We start from the raw sequence: 22,856 nt of genomic DNA on the forward strand, positions 1-22,856 counted from the left end.
CTCACCCCAAGCGATGCCTTTACAGGTACGCACAAAGTTGCCCCTGACAAATCCATCTCGCACCGCTCAATTATGTTTGGCTCACTGGCAAATGGCGTAACAAAAGTCAGCAACTTTTTGGAAGGTGAAGACGCCTTATCTACCTTGCAAGCCTTTGCCGATATGGGCGTCAAGATAGAGCGAGATGGCGATAAGGTAACGATTTATGGCGTGGGTATCAATGGGCTTAAAGCCCCCAAAAAGCCCCTAGATATGGGTAATTCTGGCACAAGTATGCGATTGCTCTCTGGGATTTTGTCCGCCCAAAATTTTGATAGCACCTTGATTGGCGATGAAAGCCTTAGCAAGCGACCGATGGAGCGAGTGGCAAAACCCCTGCGACAAATGGGAGCAAAGATAGCCACAACAGGCGAGCGTGGCACACCACCGCTAACAATCACAGGCGGTCAAAAGCTGGGTGCCATACGCTATGAAATGCCAATGGCGTCCGCCCAAGTCAAATCATGCCTAATGTTGGCAGGGCTTTGGGCAGATGGCGAGACAGTGGTCATAGAGCCTGAAATTACCCGAGATCATAGCGAGCGTATGCTAAGAGCGTTTGGCTATGAAGTCAAAGTAACACCCCTTGAACAAGGCAACGAAATCCGCCTAACAGGGGGTGGACAATTAACTGCCTGTGATATTGAAGTGCCTGCGGACATCTCGGCGGCGGCGTTTTTTATGGTGGCGGCGGCAATTGCCAAGACTGGTGATGTTATCTTGCCTAAAGTAGGCATCAATCCTACTCGTACTGGCGTTATTGATATTTTACGCTTAATGGGTGCGGACATACAGCTTGCCAATCAAACACTTGTCGGTGGCGAGCCTGTGGCGGATATCATCATTAAATCCAGCAAACTACAGGGTATTGAAATTCCTTTGCACCTTGTGCCACTTGCTATTGATGAATTTCCTGTGCTGTTTGTGGCGGCTGCTTGTGCTACTGGTAAGACCATTTTGCGTGGGGCGGCAGAACTGCGTGTCAAAGAGTCTGACCGCATACAAGTGATGGCGGACGGCTTGGCGACTTTGGGCGTGGATTGTACGGTGCTTGATGATGGCATTGAGATTGTTGGGCGTGGCGAGCGTGAATGTGTGTTTGGTGGTGGGCAGATTAAAAGCCATCACGACCATCGCATTGCGATGAGTTTTGCGGTGGCAAGCCTTAGGGCATCTGACGAGATTGTCATTGAAGGAACTCAGACGGTGGCAACCAGTTTTCCGAATTTTGCCAAACTGGTGCAAGAAGCAGGGCTTAATTTGCAAGTGATTAGTTAATCCATGAATAACGCCACAAAACCTACCATAGCTACAACTCCAAAAGGGCTGATGACGGCTATTTTGGCGTTTTTGATATGGGGGAATTTTCCTTTTTATTTTAAACTGCTTGATGGCTACCATGCTGTTGAAGTGATTGTTCATCGAGTGGTTTGGACTTTTGTTGTATTGAGTTTTGTTATTATCATTGGCAAAAGGGTGGCTTGGCTTACTCAAATTCGCCAAAACCCAAAATGGCTTGGTCTGACTTTCGTGTCGGCTCTTTTGATTGGTACGAACTGGCTTACCTATGTGTGGGCAGTGGCAAATGATAGGGTGTTGGAGGCAAGTCTTGGTTATTTCATCAATCCTTTAATGGGTGTTGGTTTATCGCTCATTTTCTTTAAAGAACGCCTCAGACCTTTACAAAAAATCGCTGTCGTCCTTGCTGTGCTTGCCGTTGGCATTCAAGTGGTTTTATTTGGTGGTGTGCCATGGGTGAGTTTGATTTTGGCATTATCTTTTGCGTTTTATGGGGTATTGCAACGCCAAACGCCTTTTAATGCCATTGATGGTCTGTTTATTGAGACGGCTTTATTGTTGCCGTTATGTTTAATTTGGCTTGGTGGGGCGAATGTCGTTAGTGCAAAATTGGCGTTTTGGTTGTCTGGCGAGGTATGGCTACTTTCTTTGGCAGGTCCAATTACTTTAATGCCACTTTTGTTGTATAATCAATCTGCTAAATTGGTAAGTTTTAATACTTTATCATTTTTGGGTTATTTGACGCCAAGCATTGTGTTTATGATTGCTGTGTTTTATTATCATGAGCCGATGAATTTAGAGCACCTGGCTGTCTTTGGTTTGATTTGGCTTGGGCTTTTGGTGTATAGCATGGATATGCTTAGTCATAGAAATTCTTAACCTATTTTATGGAAAATTCAATGAATGACATAGTTTTTATACAGGGCTTAAAAATTGATACGGTCGTTGGGGTGTATGATTGGGAGCAAGCCATCAAGCAGAGCTTGGTGATTGATGCGAAGATTAACTGCGACATTAGCCAAGCTACCGTTACAGATGATGTGATGTATGCCATCAATTATAAAACGGTGTGTGAAGATATTGAGCGTATCTGTCATGAGATGAAAGCCAAATTGCTCGAATCGCTCGCTGAGACTATCTGTCAACATATCTTAAAGAGCTATCCTTGTTCTAGCATTAGCCTAACCATACACAAACCTAACGCCATCAAACATGCCCATAGTGTCGGTGTTAGTATCACTCGTAGCAAATGAAGACTTTGGTTATTGGTGATTTATCTACATTCACCCAAATGGTGTCGGTCGTGGTCATTGCGATGGGAAGCAATCATAATCCCAAGTTCTCTTTTGACACCGCTTTTATCGCCTTAAATGAACTTGGTTCTGTGCAGTATTCATCTGTGGTGGTGGGGCAGGACTTTACAAGAAGAACGACCGATGAGTATCACAATGCTTGTGCTGTGCTAAACCTAAACTACTCTCAAGCGTTTGGCGATATTTACCACAGAATAAAACAAATTGAGTGCTTGTGTGGTCGCTGTGTGAATGGTCCGCTTGTGCCGATGGATTTGGATATTTTGGCGGTGTCTGATGGTGAAAAATGGCTGGTTAGCCAAAAAAGACTGCCTTTTAAGGCACATGAACGGGCGGGGCTTGATGAAGTGGTGGCATTTCTTTTAAACATAAAAGATAAATAAAAAGCGGATTGGTATTATCCGCTTTTTATTTATCTTTTATTGCTTGAGTGATTGGTTTGGTCGTAGTAATTGCTTCCATCTGCTTGCGTCTTGAATCTTCTGTGAAACCACATCCATTGCGTGATGTCCTTTTTGATGCCACTTTCCATGATGTTGTTAATACGCTGTGCGTCCGCTAGCTCGTCATCGCTTGGGTAATGATCAATCACAGGCGATAGGCTGATGTGATAATGCGGTCGCTTGCCTGCAGGAAGGGTGTCGGGGGTTTGGCGTATCATGTCAAAGGCGATGAATACAGGGGGATTTTTTTTATTCATGCCAATAAATCGCCTTTGGGCGGTAATGGTAGCTGCCGGCACCCCAAAAAAAGTCGCCATCACGCCATGCCCCAGACCAAAATCTTGGTCTGGGCTATACCAAATCACCTTACCATCTTTAATTCTTGTAATCAGCTTTTTCATATCACGACTGCTGATTTGTTCATCAAAAATATGACGGCGACCGTTATAGATAAACCACTCCAATAGCGGATTATTTTGTTTGCGGTACAGACAATCTGCAGGGAAAAACTGGGTACAAAGCCTGCCACCCAAATCAAGTGTGGTAAAATGCCCACCCAATAATATGACCGCCTTATCTGACTTTTGGGCATTGACTAGATGTTGTAAGCCAGAAATGCTAAAAGTGCGTTTAAAAACATTGGGGCGAAACCACGCGTTTAGGGTTTCAAAAATGCCAATGCCCTGATTGACAAAAACCTGTTTGGCGATGAATATTTTTTCATCATCGGATTTATGGGGGAATGCTAAAGTTAAATTGGTTAGTGTGTCATTTACTCGCCTTGGGATTAGGCGATAGGCTAGCTTCCCAACACCCCGCCCAATGGCAAATTGCATTCGTAAGGGCAGATATAAAAGTGGTAAAAACATCGCTAAGGCAAGCCAGATTCCCCAATATTTGGGATGCAAAAACACCCACTGCCAAGAGGCTTTATCTGCCATACTGGTTTGTTTATGCGTGGTGGTTAAATCAGGCATTTTTTTTATGTTGATTTGTTGGGTGTTATGATTGCCAGAATGACAATCACGCCCACAGCAGTTTTGCTTACTCATTTATTCTCCCCCAAACTTATTTTCCCAGACTCTCCAGCTCGTCCCATCGTTCCAACTTCGCCATCAGCAGGTCGTCAATCTCCCCCAATCTTTCACTGTATTGGGTGGCTAATGACAAATCGGAGATGAACAATGAACCATCAGCAAGCGTTTCGTTCAATTCGTTTTGTTCTTGTTCAAGCTGTGCGATTTCATTGGGTAGGCTTTCTAATTCTCGCTGTTCTTTGTAGGACAGTTTGCGTTTTTGGGTGTTTGCCGAATTGATGGCATTGCTTGTTGGTGGGTTTTTGGCTTTGGGTTTTTCTTGTTCCAACTTTTCGGTTTTTGGCTTCAAGGAGTTTTTATCAGCTCGTTGTTTTTGTAGTAGGTAATCTTGATAGCCACCCACATATTCTGTTATCACGCCGTTGCCATCTTTATCTGTATCAAATACCCATGTTTGGGTAACCACATTATCCATGAATGCACGGTCATGACTGATCAGCAAAATCGTCCCTTCAAAACCAGCCACATACTCTTCTAAAAGCTCTAAAGTTGCCATATCAAGGTCGTTGGTTGGTTCATCTAGCACCAATACATTGGCAGGCCTTAGTAGGTTTTTGGCAAGCAATGCTCGGGCTTTTTCGCCCCCTGATAGGGCTTTAACAGGTGTTCTGGCACGGTTGGGTGTAAATAAGAAGTCTTGCAAATAGCCCAAAATATGTGTTTTTCTCCCATCAACTTCTACATGGTCAGAGCCTTGTCCCACATTCTCAGCAACTGATTTTTCACCATCTAATTGGTCTTTTAGCTGATCAAAAAACGATATGGATAAATTTGTTCCTAATTTGACCGAACCATTGATTTTGGCGCTCTCATCAAGCCCCAAAATGGTGCGAATGAGAGTTGTCTTTCCTACGCCATTTTGTCCAATGATGCCCACTTTATCGCCACGCATCAGTAGGGTTGAAAAGTCTTTCACCAACACTTTGCCATCATATTCTAAGGTTAAGTTCTTGACTTCGCAGACAATTTTTCCTGATTTTTCGGCGGTATTTTGGGTAAGTGAAACATTGCCCACGACATCACGGCGGGCTTTTCGCTCTTCTCGTAACTGCTTTAAGGCCCGTACTCGCCCTTCGTTACGAGTTCTGCGAGCTTTAATGCCTTGTCTTATCCAAACTTCTTCTGCAGCCAGTTTTTTGTCAAATTCTTCAAAGGATTTGGCTTCGCTAGCAAGCTCTAGCTCCTTTAATTCTTGGTAACGGTCGTATCCGCCCACGCCCTGCAACACATCATAGCTAGATAATTTTCCCCTGTCTAGTTCAACAATGCAAGTGGCAAGATTATCAACAAATTTGCGGTCGTGCGTGACGAATAGTACGGTCAAATTTTGACTGAGTAAATAGCTCTCAAGCCAGTCAATACTCTCTACATCAAGATGGTTGGTTGGTTCATCAAGCAGTAACACATCAGGCTTAACTACCAATGCCCGAGCCAACAGCACTCGTCTTTTGCGACCACCTGACAACTCAGAAAGGCGGTCGGTGGGGTTTAGCCCCATGTTATCAAGTAAAGTGCGAGCATTTCGCTCCAAATCCCAGCCGTGTAGTGCGTCAATCTCGTGTTGCAAGTATGCCATGTCTTCACAGGCTTTCATATCGCCCATGCCACAGCTTTCGGATAGGGCGTGATAGGATTTGAGTAAATTCGCCACTTTCTCATCGCCGTTCATCACCACATCAAGCAAAGTACCATCATCATTTGGCACATCTTGAGCAAGCATGGAGATACGCACGCCATCAGCAATGATAATCTCGCCATCATCAGGGGTTTGAGTGCCATCGATGAGTTTTAATAGTGTGGACTTGCCCTCGCCATTTCGTCCAATCAGACATACCCGCTCGCCTGCATCAATGCTAAAATTGATACGGTCTAAAATAGGTGAGACACCAAAGGCAACACAGAGATTTTTAAGGTGGATGAGTATCATAATAGTCGGTTCGGTGTTAAAATAAGACAAATTATAGCAAACTTTTGATTTAATTTTGAATTTTGGAAAAAATAAATGACAGATGTATATGCTCAAATGATTGATCTGCAAATCAAACTTGCCTACCTAGAAAGTACGGTAGAGACATTAAATGAAGTTATTGTTACTCAAGATCGCAAGCTAAAGGACTTGCAAGATCAGCTAAAACTCATTTATCGGCATCTACAAAATCAATATGATGACGATGGGGGTATTGCTCCGTTTGATTTGCTTGCTGACAAACCCCCACACTATTGATATTAATTGAAATAATAAAAAATCATAAAATGTACACCAAGCGAGAAAATGACTTAAATTTATCTCTTGTGTTACTAATGATTTTGTTTTAATATACAACCACGCAAGTTGTTATGATGACAGTTAACAATGATGTCTTGTAAAAAATTATATCTTGCGGATTGGATGGTCTTTAGCTTTTGGTTGTAATGTCTAAGACCCTTTAAGGAAAAAATGGAGAATAAATATGCGTATTTTTAATCATAAGGCTTTGGCAATAGCCATCGCTTCTGTTGGTGCTATTGGTACGGCAAATGCCGCAGGTCTTGATCGCTCTGGACAGGATATTACTGCATTTTTGCAAGATGGTACTTATGCTGAGGCGGTCTATACTCATGTAGATGCTGACCTTACTGGTTTAGATGCTGCAGGTCGAGCCATCAGTGATATTGCCAAACCTTATGGCTTTTTCCGATATGGCGTAAAAACTGACATCAACGACAGCTTTAGCATCGGTGTTTTGTATGATGAGCCTTTTGGGGCGGATGTTAACTACACAGGTGATAATAACTTTGTATCACAAGGTGCGGGTGCTACCTATGGAGAATTAACCAAAGGTACTGCAGCGGCGTCAACACCAGTTGAGAGTGTTTTGCGAATAGCAGAATGGATGCGAAGTGGTGATCAACAGCTACAAGAGCGTGCCAAAACCACACTAACTCCTAGAGTGGGTGTCGCATACTATGAGAAAAATAAGGAAAAGCTTGATAAAATTAACTCTCATTTGAATGCTGGGCAGATTTCACGGGAGATGAGTCTTTGGACATTACAAGGCGAAAAATTCAGAAATGACAGTGGCGTTAAAGGTCTAGATGGTCAGCCTCTTGATGGTAAAGTTGGCAAGAGAATCGGGGAAGAATATTTTAAGCAAGTGGCAGCATTAGCCAACATAACTCAAACCGCTGAAGATCAGAAAGGTCAAAGCACTAATGTATCGATTAGTACCAATAATGTAACCATGCTGATGGGTGCAAAATTTGGTACTAACAAAAACTTCCAAATTTATGGTGGACCTTCCGTACAACGCCTAAATGGTGAGGTGCATTTGCGTGGTGCAGCTTATCAAAGAGCGCAGGGTTATGACGCTAAAATCAGACAAGACCAAGCGGTCGGATGGGTAGCAGGTGCTTCGTATTCTAAGCCTGAGATTGCTCTAAAAGCTGCTTTAACTTATCGCTCTGAGATTGAGCATACTTCTGTCATCAATGAAGTTTTCCCAGCATTGGGCGTTGCAGGCGTAACTTCTCGTGATTTTAGTGTGGCTCTGCCAGAGTCTTATAACCTAGATTTCCAAACTGGCGTAAACCCAACCACACTACTGACTGCCAAGGTTCGTTATGTGCCTTGGGGCAATTTTGACATTCGTCCACCAACTTATGGTGATGCAACCGCCAGAAGTGCTGGCGTAAGATTACCAATCGTTAGCTATGACAAAGATCAATGGCAGGCTGAAATTGGATTGGGTAAGAAGATTTCTGACAAACTGTCTGTTGCAGGTAATATCGGCTATGACAGTGGTTCAGGCAGTCCTGCTACTTCATTAGGTCCTATCAAAGGTTATTATAGCGTAGGTCTGGGTGCTAAATATAGTATTACGCCAGAATGGTCGCTGTCTTTGGGTGGTAAATATCTGAAGTTTGGTGATACCCAAGCTCAACTACCAACCAAAGCAATCGTTGGTAAATTTGAGGATAATGATGGCTTCATCGCAGGTGTAAAACTTGCTTATCATGCCAAATAATTATCTAACAACTAGATAATCTCATATCTAAATAAAAAACAAGCTTTTAAATAAAGGCTTGTTTTTTATGATTTTTGAACACTGTGCTGATTAGGTTTTGGTTGTGAAAAGTACCAAAAAGCATTATAATAAAATTTTTTAATTAGACCTAAATTCATGAAACCATATCTCATTGCTCCGTCTATATTGTCTGCTGATTTTGCTCGCCTTGGCGAAGATGTTCAGGCTGTCCTTGATGCTGGTGCCGATGTTGTTCATTTTGATGTCATGGACAATCATTATGTCCCCAATCTTAGCTTTGGGGCGGTTGTGTGCAAAGCATTAAAGAATTATGGCATCACTGCACCCATTGATGTGCATCTGATGGTATCGCCAGTAGACAGTATGATTGAGCAATTCATTGACGCAGAGGCGGATATCATCACTTTTCATCCAGAGGCGTCCGAGCATATTGACAGAAGCTTAAATCTTATCAAGGATGCCGGTATTCAATGTGGTCTGGTGTTTAATCCTGCCACACCATTACATTATCTAGATTATACCATTGATAAACTTGACCAGATTTTAATCATGAGTGTCAACCCTGGTTTTGGCGGTCAAAAGTTTATTGATGGCACGCTTGATAAGGTGCGTTCGGTACGCCGTATGATAGATGAGCGCAGGCTAGATATTCGCCTAGAGATTGATGGCGGTGTCAACCCCAAAAACATTCGTGCCATTGCAGAGGCTGGTGCGGATATGTTTGTGGCAGGTTCTGCAATTTTTGGTAAAGATGACTATCAGGCGGTCATCAACACAATGCGTGATGAGCTTGCTTTGGTGGGTAGTCAAGAGAGTTAAAGTGGATAAAAACAATCATCATCAGCTCTCAAGTGTCATTCCTTGGGGTGTTACCGTTGCTTTATTTTGCTCATCGTTGATATTAAGTTTGGCAGGGTATGGGCTTCGTCTCTTGGCAGGTGATGACACGCAAGCGGTCATCAGTCATGCCATCAAAGTTGTACCATTCTTTGTTTTTGTCGTACCTGCATTGATTTGGCTAGGTAGTTTATTACTGAATAAAATGGGCAAGACCACCATTCATCCAAGAAACGCATGGACGCTAGGTTGGCTACTGGCCACTGTCGCCATGCTCTCTATTATGGGGGTGTATAGCTGATGTTAACTCGACTTATTCCTGATAAAATTGTACCATCAGGCATTCCTAAGGGGCTTATTTTAACTTTGATTGTGGCGGTCATGCTGATTGGATTGTCAGGTTTTCGCTTAGGTGGTGGCGATAGACTGCAAGGTTGGTTGCATGTGCTTGAAAACTGGTTGGTTGGGCTTATCATTATTCCTGCTTTGACAGCACTGATTGCCATGCCGATTAAATACCGAGACGAGAGCTTTGATGTGAAAATGGCTTATTATCTGGGTATGTTTGTTTCGTTTTTATTCATGATGGCAAAGTTGCGTTAGATGTGAAAATGGCTTATTATCTGGGTATGTTTGTTTCGTTTTTATTCATGATGGCAAAGTTGCGTTATTGGCGTTAGATATTGAAAAAAGCCAAGTAGTCCTTATATTAGAATAATAAAAAACACTTTGGAGTTGTGCGATGTCTGATAAAGCAGATGATGAGTTGATCAAGCGTCTGATTAAAGAAGCAGAAGCTCTCATAGAAGAAGAGTTACAAAAGAAACTGGCAACACAACAGCCACGCATTAGTCAAGAAGAGCTGTTAGCACCTGACCTACATGAATCAATACACAAAGAGTTAACACAAGATGTTGATACCAACAAGCCTAAACGCCGTGGCAGACCCAAAAAAGCCAAGCCTGCTGATGAAGTTGTGGACTTGGGCGAGAACAAAAAGCCAAAAGTTAAACGCAAAAAACCCATCGCTAAAAGTCTGGTTAAAGAACGCCAAAATGGTGAAATGATGGTCAAAGAAGCAGTGCTTGAATTTGTGGAGCGTGAAAACGGTGTCTTAACTTTACAAGAAGTGGGTAGAGAGCATGAGCCGATGGTTACCATTGCTTTTTCTGAGCAGGCAAAAGCCATCATTGGTGATGATGTGCAGATGGTGGGTCAGAGCATGATTCATGCCGCCATCGCAACCGTCATGCAGCGTCAGATGAGTTCGTGGCACGCCCATGTTTATGATGAAATGCCCAAACACTATAGCTAAACGGCTTGATGGGTAGTTGATTTGATGATTGATGACAGCTTGATAATAAAAAGCCACAAAGTATTTTTGTGGCTTTTTATTTTAAAATGATGCTAGATGCCCAAGTGTTTATTTGGTATCAATTAGTCCATGACGCATGGCAAGATGGGTAAGCTTAACATCACTATTTACACCCAATTTCTCAAAGATACGATAGCGGTAAGTATTGACCGTCTTAACACTCACAAATAACTGGTCAGCAATCTCTTGCACACTTTGGCAGTTCACCACCATCATGGCAACTTGTTTTTCTCGCTCGGATAGAAGTTCAAAGGGTGATTGTGTTTGCTCGCCTAGAACTGTATGGGCAAGCTGTTCGGCAACATCGTGGCTAAAATATTTGCCACCGCCATGCACTTTTTTGATGGCTCGAATCATCTCATCAAGTGGCGTTCCTTTGGTGATATAGCCATCAACACCTGCTTTTAGTAGCATGGAAGGATAGGGCTGTGCCGATAGGCTAGATACTGCTAAGACTTTGATGTTTATGTCAATTTGTTTAATACGGCGAGTTGCCTCCACGCCATCCATGTTGGGCATATTCACATCAAGCAGGACAATATTGGGGCGATGCCTACGAGCTAGCTGTACGGCGATATCGCCGTCATCCGCCTCTGCAATTACCTCAATATTGACATCATCATCAAGCATACGAGCGATGCCCATACGCACCAAATCATGGTCATCAACCACCAAAACTTTGATTGTCATGCAGCTCCTTAAGCACTTAATTAAGTCATATTGTCCTATTTTTGAAAAGTTTAGCATAATTTTACATGATTACAACTGATATTTTTCATTCTTTGGGCGATAAACTGTCCTTTTTTGGTGATTGAAACATTGGATTTTGGGGTGGTTTTTTTGGATTTTTTATGAAGAATCCATGCTTTTTTGCGTACATAATGTGTCTAAATATGGTAAAATAAAAATAAAGAAAATCCATCTTGTTGTTTGGGCTACTTAGTCGGTATTCTAATAAATAGACTGTTGTTCTATTTTGGATTTGTTCAGCTCATCTTATGTTAAAGGTGGATAAATTCAGATTTAAGCTGAGTAAAAAGTCGCCGTTTTTGAGGATTCATCATGAGAAATGTTAAATTAACCAAGCGTCTCGGTATTCATTGTGCTGTGGTGGGCACGATGCTCTTAGGGGTTCAGACTCATGCGTTCACGGTGGACAGTAGCAATCAGCGTATCATCACTGCTTCAAAGGCGACCCCGCCTGCCAGTTCAACAGTACAAACCACGACCACCATCAGACCTGCCGATGTTCAAACGGTGGGTGGGTCATTTGGCTACACGCAAGTGCCAACCACAACCACGCCAACTTATGCTTTATCACATCAAAACGCCCCTTTGTTTGACCAGTTGGCGGTGAGTACCAATTCATCAGCGGTGGCGGTCCTTGACCTAGAATCTGGCAACTTGATTTATTCAAAAAATATCGATGACACTCGCTCTATTGCTTCTATTAGCAAAGTCATGACAGTCATGGTTATTTTAGATGCCGGTCTTGATATGCGAGAAGAAATCACACTCATTCCATCAGACCTAGTCGGTGCAAAAAAAGCCACCACCAACTTGCGTGCAGGCGACACGCTAAGTCGCTCTGAATTTGCATTGATGACTCTTATGAAATCTGAAAACCCAGCCGCCAAAGCATTGGCTCGCACTTATCCAGGTGGTTATGATGCGTTCATTGATGCGATGAATGCCAAAGCTAAAAGTCTAGGGATGTACAAGACTCGTTTTTCAGATTCATCAGGTCTTGATCCACGCAATGTCTCATCAGCCAATGACTTGGTGAAAATGATGAAGGCGGTCAGTCAGGATTCTCGTTATCAGTTGCTGCGTAATTTTTCAACAGCACCAAGCTATGATTTTTATATCGTCAATCACAACTTAGGCAATCGCACTTATAAAGCAAATAATACCAGTCGTTTGGTTCGTTCAGGTTCGCACCCCATTGGTGTTTCAAAGACAGGTTTTATTCGTGAGGCAGGTTATTGTGTCGTGATGGAAACCCATGTGAATAATAAACCTGCGGTCATCGTCCTATTGGGTGCTAACGCTTCACAGTCTCGTTGGAGCGATGCTGAAAATATCCTAACTCAGCTTGCTTATCGCCATTGATATGATTGATACTGATATGAGCCTAGATATGGAAATCTGGGCTTTTTCATTGTCTTGACGAGAGTTTTTAGGCTATAATGGCGTATTTTTATTATTTGTCATGTGTTCAATATGTCAACAACCAAGTCCAATCGCCCCAAACTGTATCTACTAACCAACGATGATGAAATCAGCACCTTGCTTGATAAGCTAGAAAGAGCTTTGGATACAGGGGTGATTTCATTGTTGCAGATTCGCCGAAAGACCACGCTACGCCAATACGATCTAGCCACTGTCTATCAAGAAACTGAACTTTTGGTAAGTCTTGCAGATAAATATGATGTACCTGTGGTCATGAATGATGACTTGCAGTTAGCATCGCACTTTTGTACAGGGCTACACTTAGGACAAAGAGATGGTAGCGTGGCGGTGGCACGAGAGATATTGGGCAAGGATGTTTTTATTGGTCGTACCTGCCATTCAGACATTGCTTTGTTTAAACAAGCCAAAAAAGAAGGGGCGACTTATGGAGCAATGGGTGCGGTGTTTGCATCGCTTACCAAGCCAAAAGTCAGACTAGTCCCCATGCCAACTTTACAAAAAACCGCCAATCTGGATTTGCCATTATGTGTGATTGGTGGCATCGCTTTGGATAATGTCTATCAACTGCGAGATGGGCTGTCGGGCACGCCATTGGAGTACATCGCTGTTACTGCCGATATCATGTCGCACAGCAGTGATACCATCGCTGCCAAGTGCCGTGCATGGCAACTAAAACTACAAAATTGGTAATCTGTTTTGATGTTGCTAGTTTTTGACCTATTTTTTATTGTTTAATTTGATTTTCATGACAAACATCACCATTCACACCCCAAAACTTCAGCCTAATTTTCTAACTCATTATCAGCAGGTTAATGATGCCAGTTTGGCATTTTGGCTTTCAGACCATACTAAGATACAAAATCGGCTACATTTAGTCATTTGCAAAAACCAAGAAGAATTACAAACTCTGGCTAGTGAGCTTGCATTTTTTGGGGTTAAGGTTCATGTTTTTGCTGATTATGAAACGCTGGTTTATGACAATCTGTCTGTTCATCAAGACATCATCTCGGAGCGTATTGAGCTTTTGACACACATGCCAACAGCTGGGGTATTGTTGGTGGCAATTCAGACACTCATGCAAAAAATCACCCCACCAAGTCATCTTTTGGGAAGATTTTTTGATTTAAAAGTTGGCGATGTCTTTGATTTGGCACATGAAAGAATCAGATTGGATAAAGCAGGCTATGAAGCGGTGGATAATGTCTATGTGGCAGGCGAGTTCGCTGTGCGTGGTAGTATTGTAGATATTTTTGTTGTCGGTCAGCCTTTGCCATTTCGCTTAGAGCTATTTGATAATGAGATAGAGTCCATCAAATTATTTAATCCAGACACTCAGCGTACCGTCAGTCAAGATGATTTAGCCAAGCTAAAACAAGATGGTATTTTTGATGATGCCATGTTGCCCAATACAGCTAAGGTTGAACATTTTCGTCTGTTGCCGGCACGAGAATTTGATTTAGACGACAAAGAGACCTTTCGTCAGAATTTTGCCAGTCTATTCCCCAATGCCTCCGCCAGAAAGTTTGAGCTGTATAATGATGTCATGAGCGGTATTTCGCCGGCAGGAATTGAGTATTATATGCCACTATTTTTTGAGTTATCGCAGTGGCAAACTCAAGGAGCTTTATTTAGCTATCTGCCCGATGATACGATTGTCATTTGTGATGATAGATTGTCTGCTTATCATCACGAGTTTTGGACGCAGGTCAATGAACGCCATCATTCTCGTGCTTTTGATAAAGATAGACCTATTTTGCCGCCAGATTTTTTGTATCTGCCAAGCAATGAGTTCTTCCAATCTCTAAAAAACTATCCTAGAGTGGTATTTGGTAATCAAGAAAATGCATCAGCCCCATTTAAAGATGTTATTACCAAAGCTGTTCCAAACCTGCCCATCAATCATCAGCAGGACGAACCGCTTGATGAATTTCTTCGGTTTGTTCGTGGGTGTGATGAGCCTGTACTGCTTGCTTGTGAAAGTGCAGGGCGGCGTGAGATTGTTTTGGAGTTATTAAAAGGTAAGTTAAACACGGCTGTGGTGGGTGGCTTTGGTGAGTTTATTGATAAGTTACCAACTTTTACGGATACATTAGCAATCGTTATTGCCTCCATTGAGCGTGTTTTGTGGTTGATGGGTGAGCATGGTTTTTGTGTCATTACTGAAGCACAGATTTTTGGCAGGCAGGTAAATCATGCCAGACAGCGACGCCAAAACGCCTTATCGCAGGCTTTTTTGATTAAATCAGTCAGCGAAATGACCGAAGGGTCGCTTGTCGTGCATTTATCCTATGGTATTGGTCGCTATGTGGGACTGGTTGTGCTAGATGTGGGAGAAGGTGAGCAAGAATTTATTCATATTAAATATGCTGACGATGCCAATGTTTATGTACCGATTACTAATCTTGCGTTAATCGGTCGGTATAGTGGTACAGACAGTGAGGCGGTGCAGTTGTCAAAAATCGGTTCTGGCAAGTGGGATAAGGCACGCCAAAAAACTCTAACCGATATTTATGATGTGGCAGCAGAGCTACTTAATACTCAGGCTCGCAGAAATGCACGCCAAGGCATTAGCTTTGATATAGATATGGTGCAGTATGAGCTGTTTGCCAGTGGATTTGACTATGAAGAGACGCTTGACCAAAAGCTCGCCATTGACGCCGTAATGTCGGATATGAAACAAGCAAAGCCAATGGATAGGCTAATTTGTGGTGATGTTGGTTTTGGCAAGACAGAGGTCGCCATGCGAGCAGCATTCATTGCTGTGCAAGCGGGCTATCAGGTGGCGGTGTTGGTACCAACCACACTACTGGCAGGACAACATGAGGACAGTTTTAAAAATCGCTTTGCTGATTGGGCAATTAAAATTGAAAGTTTATCAAGATTCGTTGGTAAAAAAACACAAGATAAGGCACTGACTGATTTAGCAGAAGGCAAGGTGGACATTATTATTGGTACGCACAGGCTACTACAAAATGATGTGAAATTTAAGAACTTGGGTCTAATGATTATTGATGAAGAGCATCGCTTTGGTGTGCGTCATAAAGAAAGAATTAAAGCCATTCAGTCTGATGTTGATACCTTAATGATGACCGCAACACCCATTCCTCGCACGCTGAATATGGCACTATCAGGAATGCAAGACATCTCTATCATTGCAACACCACCAGCTAGACGACTGGCTATCAAAACCTTTGTCGCTGAAAAAAATGAACAGACAATCAAAGATGCCATCTTGCGTGAGATTCTGCGTGGCGGACAGGTATATTATTTACATAATGATGTTGCAAGCATCAATTCAGTTGCTGAAAATCTATCCAAACTTATCCCTGAAGTGCGTGTGGGGGTGGCACATGGACAGATGGCAGAAAAAGAACTATACAGCGTGATGAGTGAGTTTTATCACAAAAAAACCAATGTGCTGGTAGCAACCACGATTATTGAGACAGGCATTGATGTACCCAATGCCAACACCATCATCATCAACCGAGCTGATAAATTTGGACTGGCTCAGCTACACCAGTTGCGTGGGCGAGTGGGTCGTTCGCACCATCAGGCGTATTGTTATTTGTTTGTGCCATCAATCAAAGGCTTGGCAAGCGATGCCAAAAAACGCCTTGATGCCATCAGTCGTGCCAACACGCTTGGGGCCGGATTCATGCTGGCTAGTGAAGATTTGGAGATTCGTGGGGCGGGGGAGATTTTGGGCAAAGAGCAATCGGGTAATATGCAGACCATTGGTTTTGGGCTGTATATGGATATGCTAGACCGTGCCGCCAAAGCGATTAAATTGGGCAAGACCCCAAGCCTAGAAACACCACTTGATTTGGTCAGTGATATCAATATCCACGCATCTGCCTTGATACCTAGCGATTATCTAGCTGATGTTCATGAAAGACTGTTGTTCTATAAACGCATTGCCAACGCCCAAGAAACCGATGAGCTTAATGACTTAAAAAGTGAGATGATTGACCGCTTTGGTGGTATGCCCACCGCTCTTGCCAATCTGTTTTTGGTACATAAAATGCGAGTACAAAGTATGCCACTTGGCATCACAAAGATTGATGTAACAGGAAAATTACTAACCTTAGAGTTTAAGGCAGGTACACCGATTGATGGACTTGCCATCATTAGGTTGATTCAGTCTAATGATGGTTATCGCATGATGGGAGCGACAACGCTCAAACACACCTTTAAAGATGAAAAAGATGTGGCTACAAGGGTAAATGCTGTCTTTGAATTGCTTAAATATTTTGAAAATAATTTGGTTGAGATGAAGTTAGCATCGCCTTAAGATGTATAAATATTTAACAATGTTCAATAACAGGTAGATTTGTGCTACAATGTCCATATTTTTAGCATAATTGATAATTAAAGAGAAAAGCAATGTTTCAATTACATCCAACACTTGCCAAGGATACTTTTTTGGTGGGGGATTTTCCCTTATCAACTGTCAGATTGATGAATGACTGTCAATTTCCTTGGCTTATTTTGGTGCCGAGAGTATCAGGTATCAAAGAAATCTACGAGCTGAATGCTGCCGACCAAGTGCAGTTCTTACGAGAGTCAAGCTGGGTTTCTAGCCAGATGGCAAAAATCTTTGGTGCAGACAAGATGAATGTCGCTGCTTTGGGCAATCAAGTGCCACAATTGCATTTTCATCATATCGTTCGCTATCAAAATGACAGCCGTTGGCCAGATCCTGTATGGGGTACGCCAGCCATTCCTTATACTGCTGAAGTTTTGCAACACATGCAACAGACACTAATGATGGCTCTGCGTGGGCATCATGAGATGCCTTTTGACTGGAAGATGAGTGTGTAAGTTTTTAAAAACTTAAAAAACACCCCAAAAGCAGTATGTTTTCGGGGTGTTTTTTAAAAATAAACGCTAAAAATTATAAAAGCCCATTAACAGAGCTTTTATTTGTATGTCATTAAAAAGGTATGAATTTAACCAAAAGCTAAATTAGTAAGGCTCGTTATAAGCCAAGCTAATTCTTTCATCCGACTGAGTATCTAAAGTGTGCTTTTGGACCTTTTGTACGCTGACTTTTGCCAATCCTTGTGATAGTGGGGCAAGTTGAGCAAAAGCCTTTTTACTCAAATCAATACGGTTTGCCTTACCGATACGATCATTGACTCTACAGATGATTGACTCGCCTGTTTTCACATTGGTAACTTCAACATGAGTGCCTAAAGCATGATTATTGGAGGCACAAGTCATGTCTTGATTGCTGAATATTTCACCATTGGCAGTTTTGCGACCGTTGAATTTATCTGCATAATAAGAGGCTGTAGTTGTCTGTGCGTGGGTTATTTGTGCAGCCAAAGTCATCGCTAAAAAAGCACTGATACAATTTCGCATTCAATACCTATTTGATTAAAATGAACGCTTATTATAATGTATTTGCACAAAATATGCCATAGCCTTGCATTGTATTTACAAAAAAATAAATGGTGAGCGTACTTAATGAACCTGACTTTTTCTAAGTCATAAGATACAAGTTGAGCAAAAAATTGATGAGTAAATTTAAGATTTTTTGCAACGCTTTTTCATCGTCTTATAACCATCAATCTGTCAGCTGGTTGCCTATTTTTGTCATTTCGTTTATAATCAATAGAGACTTTAAAGGTATTGTTTTACTAAACACTTAACCAAAATTCAACATTAAGGTGATGTTATGACAATCTTAGCAATGCAGGATTTGGATCTGGCAGGTAAGCGTGTATTAATTCGTGAAGATTTGAATGTCCCAGTCAAAGATGGCGTTGTTGCTAGTGATGTGCGTTTACAAGCCGCCTTGCCAACCATCAAAGACGCTCTTGCTAAAGGTGCAGCGGTGATTGTTTGCTCGCATTTAGGTCGCCCAACCGAAGGCGAGCCTGAAGAAAAATACTCTTTACAACCAGTCGCTGATTATCTACAAAAAGCGTTGGACTGTCCTGTACATTTTTCTAAAGACTATTTAGAGAATGGTGTTGATGCCAAAGTCAATGAAGTGGTCTTGCTTGAAAATGTTAGATTTAATGCCGGCGAAAAGAAAAATAGCCCAGAGTTATCAAAGCAGTATGCTAAGTTGTGCGATGTATTTGTGATGGATGCGTTTGGTACTGCTCATCGTGCCCAAGCATCAACCGAAGGCGTGATTCGTGCTGCCGCTGCTGACGGAAAGCAAGTCTGTGCAGGCAATTTATTAGCACAAGAGTTAGATGCTTTGTCTCGTGCCTTAGATAAACCGCAAGCACCTGTACTTGCCATCGTAGGTGGCTCAAAGGTATCGACCAAACTTGATGTTTTGCTTAGCTTGGCTGATATCTGTGATGATATTATTGTTGGTGGCGGTATTGCCAATACTTTCTTGGCTGCTACAGGGGTGAATGTCGGTGCTTCTTTATATGAGGCTGACCTTGTGGAAACTGCCAAGAGCATCATGACAAAGACTAATATTTTGTTGCCTAGTGAAGTTGTGGTTGCCAAAAAATCACAAAGTAATTTTGATAATTTCTTAGGCTCGCTAGAACAGGCTGATGCCATCTACAAGCCTGTAGGTGAGATTGATAGTGATGAGATGATTTTAGACATGGCACCAAGCAGTGCTACCAAGATTGCTACTGCCATCACCAATGCCAAAACCATTCTTTGGAATGGTCCTGTTGGTGTCTTTGAAGTGGATAAATTTGGCGAGGGAACAAAAATTTTATCGCTTGCAATTAAAGATAGCAAAGGCTTTAGTATTGCAGGTGGTGGCGATACTTTGGCTGCCATTGACAAATACGATGTGGCGTCTGAGGTTAGCTATCTTTCAACAGGTGGTGGTGCGTTCTTAGAATTTGTTGAAGGCAAGGTGCTACCAGCCATTAAGGCGTTGGAAGAAGCGAGTGCTTAGGCTGACCAAAAGATGATTGACGATTGATTTTGTTGGTTATCTTATATTGTTTATTTTTTGTTACATTGTTATATAACATCTTGTAAAATCTGACAATTAAAGCTAAACTAAAGCTGACTTAATGCAGTGCTTGATAAATGGTTTGCTGATTATCTACCATCTTTATCAATTACAATAGAACAGATGAAAATAACATACAAGGTATCTATCATGAAAAAATTATTACTTATTGCTACTTTGGCTGGCGTTGCTGTTTTGGCAGCTTGTAGCGATCAGACCAAAGAAAAAGCCGGAGAGACTGTTGAAGCTGCTAAGGCTGACATCGCTGATAAGACAGCTGAAGTCGCCAAAGAAGCAGAAGCCGCTGCACAAAATACCGCAGAAGCAGCCAAAGATGGCGTTCAAACAGTTGCTGATAAGACTTCTGAAGTTGCTAAGAAAGTCGGTGCTGCTGCAGATGCTGCTACTAATGCAGAAGCTGAAGTTCCTGAAGAGCAAAAATACTGATTCATGCAATACTAATCAAAGCCCATTTTTATGGGCTTTTTTGATGATTGTCTTGGAATTGGTAGTTTTTTACTGATAAATATTTAGATTTTTGCTATAATACATTATTTTATCAATGTTAACCATCTGGAGAGAAATATGGCACTTGTATCTTTACGCCAGTTACTAGACCATGCAGGTGAATATGGCTATGGTCTGCCTGCCTTTAATGTCAATAATTTAGAGCAAATGCGTGCCATCATGATGGCGGCGGATAAAACCGACTCTCCTGTGATTGTGCAAGCATCGGCAGGGGCAAGAAAATATGCAGGTGCACCATTTCTACGCCATCTCATCCTTTCTGCTGTAGAGGAATGGCCACACATTCCTGTTGTCATGCATCAAGACCATGGCACTAGCCCAGCGGTATGCCAACGCTCAATTCAGCTTGGCTTTAGCTCGGTAATGATGGACGGCTCACTAAAAGAAGATGGTAAGACGCCTGCCGATTATGATTACAATGTTGGTGTTACTCGTGAAGTTGTTAAGATGGCCCATGCTTGCGGTGTGTCGGTTGAAGGTGAAATTGGTTGCCTAGGCAGTCTAGAGACAGGCATGGCTGGCGAGGAAGATGGTGTGGGTGCAGAAGGCGTACTGGACCACAGCCAATTATTGACTTCAGTAGAAGAAGCTCGTCAATTTGTTGCCGATACGAATGTGGATGCTCTTGCCATTGCGGTGGGCACTTCACATGGTGCCTACAAATTCACTCGTCCACCAACAGGCGATATTTTGGCTATTGACCGCATCAAAGAAATTCACGAAGCTCTACCAAACACCCATCTTGTGATGCACGGCTCAAGTTCTGTGCCACAAGAATGGCTACAAATCATCAATGAAAATGGTGGTCAAATTGGCGAAACTTATGGTGTACCAGTTGATCAGTTGGTTGATGCCATTAAACACGGCGTACGCAAAATTAACATTGACACCGATTTGCGTTTAGCCAGCACAGGTGCAATCCGCAAATTCTTAAATGACCACCCAAGCGAGTTTGACCCTCGTAAATATCTACAAGCTTCAATCACAGCAATGCAAGACATTTGTGTGGCTCGCTATGAGGCATTTGGTGCAGCAGGGCATGCTAGCAAGATTCGCCCAATTTCTCTTGAAAAAATGGTTGAGTACTACTAATAATATTTGTATGATGAACCAGATTAAGGGCATAATTGAGTTATGCCCTTAATTTTATCATTCATGAAAGTTAATAAGGTTGGAAAACTATGATGGGACTGATTCAAGGGGTGGTGTGTTATTTGAATGCACCGTTGGCGTGTGTGATGACAGCAAGTGGTGTGGGTTATGAGATTGAGTTGCCCATACCGTCATTCTGTCAGCTATCTTTAAATGAACAAACGCAAATTTATACACATTTATATGTTCGAGAAGATGCACAACTATTATATGGCTTTATCCAAAAACAAGACCGAGATGTCTTTAGAAAGTTGATTAAAATCAATGGCGTCGGAGCAAAAATGGCACTAGCCATGCTATCAACTTTATCCGCCAGCGAACTAAAGCAGGCGGTAGAGCAAGAAGATGACTTGGCATTGGTTCGTGTTCCTGGTATTGGCAAAAAAACCGCCCAAAGGCTCATCATTGAGCTAAAAGGTAAATTGGTAGAATTTGGTGGCGTGGCTGAATTTGGTGGTCGTGGGGAGTTTTTTGATGACAATGTGGTTGAATACAATCAAATGCACATCATTGCTGAGGTAGAAAGTGCCTTGATAGGGCTAGGCTACAAAGAAAAGGAGGCTCAGCACGCAATCAAGCAAGCTCAGCTTGGACTAGAAACCATAGACACCTCAAGCCTACTAAAAGCTACTTTAAAACAGCTTGCCAGTTAGCTAACCAAACTTGGGCTCGGTTGCTTTATTTTTATTTTGCTTGTATGTCAGCAATAGATAGCAAATCTAGTAACGCCTGAGTGTTTGCTGAACGAGTTAGATTTGGGTTGGTAACTACACCTAGATGACGCTGTAGCTCAATGTCATCTGCCATGTCAATTTTAACCAAATCTTGATTGATGAGCGTCTCTGGCAATACCGACCAACCCAATCCGATGGATACTAGCATACGGATAGATTCTAAGGGGTTGGTGGTCATGGTTGCATAAGGACGCAGGTTGCTGCGGTTGAACTCAGCTAAGGTAATCTGACTGGTAAAAGTATTTGCTGCAGGTAGTATGGCGGGGTGATGGGCAAGCTGAAGTAGCGTAACCCCGCTCTTTTGGGCAAGTGTACTTAAGGTGCCTGTTACAAAGTATAGTGGGTCTGACCATAAGGTGTGGTAATTCAATCTTAAATCATAGGTCGGCGGTAGTGTCAAAAATGCCAAGCTAACATCACCATCAAGCACAGCTTTATGTGCTTCTTCAGAATCCATGAACTGCACTTCTAGTTGCACTGTGGGGTGCATCTGAATGAAGCGTTTTAGTACAGGAGCGAGATGGTGCAAGCCGATGTGATGACTTGTGCCGATGACTAGCCGACCACTCACCGTTTCTTTGGAATGCTGAAGACTAGAACGACAGGATTCATAATCCTCTAGCCATTTTTTGGCATAAGGCAACAGCTCGTGTGCTGCAGGGGTGGCAATGATGCCACGACCAATGGTATCAAATAATGCCACTCCGAACTCGCTTTCAAGATTCTTGATGCGTTTACTTACCGCAGGCTGCGTAATAAATAGTTTCTCTGCCGCTCCAGATATACTTCCTGTTTGCATGACGGTAACAAAAGTTGTTAAATTGATGGTATTCATGATAAATTCCTGTAAATAACTATGCCTATTTTAATAAAAA

Annotated in this window: 22 protein-coding genes and 1 pseudogene; 18 read left to right on the forward strand and 5 right to left on the reverse strand. The window is 42.4% G+C overall.

Going from position 1 to position 22,856, the window contains the following annotated elements; all coding sequences use genetic code 11:
- Nucleotides 1-18: 18 nt before the first annotated feature.
- The 4 genes and pseudogenes from aroA to L3D27_RS05130 form a co-directional block, all read left to right on the forward strand.
- Nucleotides 19-1,317, forward strand: a pseudogene (gene aroA, locus L3D27_RS05115) (3-phosphoshikimate 1-carboxyvinyltransferase); the annotation flags it as partial.
- Between the two features lie 3 nt (nt 1,318-1,320).
- Nucleotides 1,321-2,217 carry an EamA family transporter RarD gene (gene rarD, locus L3D27_RS05120; protein ID WP_432481796.1) on the forward strand — a complete coding sequence of 299 codons (897 nt, stop codon included), beginning with the start codon at nt 1,321-1,323 and terminating at the stop codon, nt 2,215-2,217.
- A 20-nt stretch (nt 2,218-2,237) separates the two neighbouring features.
- A complete protein-coding gene (folB, locus tag L3D27_RS05125; protein WP_284674443.1) occupies nt 2,238-2,591 on the forward strand; it encodes a dihydroneopterin aldolase in 354 nt (117 codons plus the stop codon).
- On the forward strand, nt 2,588-3,034 hold the full coding sequence (locus tag L3D27_RS05130; protein WP_432481797.1) for a 2-amino-4-hydroxy-6-hydroxymethyldihydropteridine diphosphokinase: 447 nt from the start codon (nt 2,588-2,590) through the stop codon (nt 3,032-3,034). Before folB ends, L3D27_RS05130 begins: the two co-directional genes overlap by 4 nt.
- Nucleotides 3,035-3,063: 29 nt before the next feature.
- On the opposite strand, the gene L3D27_RS05135 is transcribed toward L3D27_RS05130, so the two are convergent.
- Together L3D27_RS05135 and L3D27_RS05140 are read right to left on the reverse strand one after the other, a co-directional pair.
- Complete coding sequence (locus L3D27_RS05135) at nt 3,064-4,071, reverse strand: lipid A biosynthesis acyltransferase (protein ID WP_432481878.1); 1,008 nt, start codon at nt 4,069-4,071, stop codon at nt 3,064-3,066.
- Nucleotides 4,072-4,162: 91 nt separating this feature from the next.
- Nucleotides 4,163-6,118 carry an ATP-binding cassette domain-containing protein gene (locus L3D27_RS05140; RefSeq protein ID WP_432481798.1) on the reverse strand — a complete coding sequence of 652 codons (1,956 nt, stop codon included), beginning with the start codon at nt 6,116-6,118 and terminating at the stop codon, nt 4,163-4,165.
- Between the two features lie 75 nt (nt 6,119-6,193).
- Between L3D27_RS05140 and L3D27_RS05145 the strand changes: the two genes are divergently transcribed.
- The 6 genes from L3D27_RS05145 to L3D27_RS05170 all read left to right on the forward strand — a co-directional run bounded on the left by L3D27_RS05145 (nt 6,194) and on the right by L3D27_RS05170 (nt 10,368).
- The gene (locus L3D27_RS05145; protein WP_284674446.1) at nt 6,194-6,415 is read left to right on the forward strand and encodes a SlyX family protein; all 222 of its coding nucleotides are present in this window, start codon (nt 6,194-6,196) and stop codon (nt 6,413-6,415) included.
- Between the two features lie 226 nt (nt 6,416-6,641).
- Complete coding sequence (locus L3D27_RS05150) at nt 6,642-8,195, forward strand: hypothetical protein (RefSeq protein WP_432481799.1); 1,554 nt, start codon at nt 6,642-6,644, stop codon at nt 8,193-8,195.
- A 156-nt stretch (nt 8,196-8,351) separates the two neighbouring features.
- The gene (rpe, locus tag L3D27_RS05155; protein WP_432481800.1) at nt 8,352-9,035 is read left to right on the forward strand and encodes a ribulose-phosphate 3-epimerase; all 684 of its coding nucleotides are present in this window, start codon (nt 8,352-8,354) and stop codon (nt 9,033-9,035) included.
- Nucleotide 9,036: 1 nt separating this feature from the next.
- On the forward strand, nt 9,037-9,354 hold the full coding sequence (locus L3D27_RS05160; RefSeq protein ID WP_284674449.1) for a hypothetical protein: 318 nt from the start codon (nt 9,037-9,039) through the stop codon (nt 9,352-9,354).
- The gene (locus tag L3D27_RS05165) at nt 9,354-9,656 is read left to right on the forward strand and encodes a hypothetical protein (protein ID WP_432481801.1); all 303 of its coding nucleotides are present in this window, start codon (nt 9,354-9,356) and stop codon (nt 9,654-9,656) included. Before L3D27_RS05160 ends, L3D27_RS05165 begins: the two co-directional genes overlap by 1 nt.
- A gap of 139 nt (nt 9,657-9,795) precedes the next feature.
- Nucleotides 9,796-10,368: a hypothetical protein gene (locus L3D27_RS05170; protein ID WP_432481802.1), complete on the forward strand. Its 573-nt coding sequence runs from the start codon at nt 9,796-9,798 to the stop codon at nt 10,366-10,368.
- Between the two features lie 108 nt (nt 10,369-10,476).
- Here L3D27_RS05170 and L3D27_RS05175 read toward each other — a convergent pair whose 3' ends face one another.
- On the reverse strand, nt 10,477-11,118 hold the full coding sequence (locus L3D27_RS05175; RefSeq protein WP_284674452.1) for a response regulator: 642 nt from the start codon (nt 11,116-11,118) through the stop codon (nt 10,477-10,479).
- A 372-nt stretch (nt 11,119-11,490) separates the two neighbouring features.
- On the opposite strand from L3D27_RS05175, the gene L3D27_RS05180 reads away from it, so the two are divergent.
- From L3D27_RS05180 to L3D27_RS05195, 4 genes are all read left to right on the forward strand, one after another.
- Entirely contained in the window at nt 11,491-12,540 is a 1,050-nt protein-coding gene (locus tag L3D27_RS05180; protein WP_373627318.1) for a D-alanyl-D-alanine carboxypeptidase family protein, read from the forward strand.
- Between the two features lie 111 nt (nt 12,541-12,651).
- On the forward strand, nt 12,652-13,311 hold the full coding sequence (locus L3D27_RS05185; RefSeq protein WP_373627317.1) for a thiamine phosphate synthase: 660 nt from the start codon (nt 12,652-12,654) through the stop codon (nt 13,309-13,311).
- 55 nt (nt 13,312-13,366) lie between these two features.
- Entirely contained in the window at nt 13,367-16,912 is a 3,546-nt protein-coding gene (mfd, locus tag L3D27_RS05190) for a transcription-repair coupling factor (protein WP_432481805.1), read from the forward strand.
- Nucleotides 16,913-17,004: 92 nt separating this feature from the next.
- A complete protein-coding gene (locus L3D27_RS05195) occupies nt 17,005-17,442 on the forward strand; it encodes an HIT domain-containing protein (RefSeq protein WP_373627314.1) in 438 nt (145 codons plus the stop codon).
- A 144-nt stretch (nt 17,443-17,586) separates the two neighbouring features.
- On the opposite strand, the gene L3D27_RS05200 is transcribed toward L3D27_RS05195, so the two are convergent.
- Complete coding sequence (locus tag L3D27_RS05200; protein WP_284674456.1) at nt 17,587-17,985, reverse strand: septal ring lytic transglycosylase RlpA family protein; 399 nt, start codon at nt 17,983-17,985, stop codon at nt 17,587-17,589.
- A 316-nt stretch (nt 17,986-18,301) separates the two neighbouring features.
- On the opposite strand from L3D27_RS05200, the gene L3D27_RS05205 reads away from it, so the two are divergent.
- From L3D27_RS05205 to ruvA, 4 genes are all read left to right on the forward strand, one after another.
- A complete protein-coding gene (locus L3D27_RS05205) occupies nt 18,302-19,507 on the forward strand; it encodes a phosphoglycerate kinase (protein WP_432481806.1) in 1,206 nt (401 codons plus the stop codon).
- 210 nt (nt 19,508-19,717) lie between these two features.
- Entirely contained in the window at nt 19,718-20,014 is a 297-nt protein-coding gene (locus L3D27_RS05210; protein ID WP_284674458.1) for an entericidin, read from the forward strand.
- A 138-nt stretch (nt 20,015-20,152) separates the two neighbouring features.
- Nucleotides 20,153-21,187 (forward strand): class II fructose-bisphosphate aldolase, encoded by a 1,035-nt coding sequence (gene fba / locus L3D27_RS05215; RefSeq protein ID WP_284674459.1) that lies wholly within the window; start codon nt 20,153-20,155, stop codon nt 21,185-21,187.
- 89 nt (nt 21,188-21,276) lie between these two features.
- Nucleotides 21,277-21,900, forward strand: coding sequence for a Holliday junction branch migration protein RuvA (ruvA, locus tag L3D27_RS05220; RefSeq protein ID WP_432481807.1), 624 nt, complete (start codon nt 21,277-21,279; stop codon nt 21,898-21,900).
- 31 nt (nt 21,901-21,931) lie between these two features.
- Here the strand turns inward: ruvA and L3D27_RS05225 are convergent, their stop codons facing one another.
- Entirely contained in the window at nt 21,932-22,816 is an 885-nt protein-coding gene (locus L3D27_RS05225; protein ID WP_373627307.1) for a LysR family transcriptional regulator, read from the reverse strand.
- Between the last annotated feature and the right edge of the window lie 40 nt (nt 22,817-22,856).

The organism is Moraxella sp. ZY200743 (assembly GCF_050885545.1).
In the GTDB taxonomy this organism is placed as follows: domain Bacteria; phylum Pseudomonadota; class Gammaproteobacteria; order Pseudomonadales; family Moraxellaceae; genus Moraxella; species Moraxella haemolytica.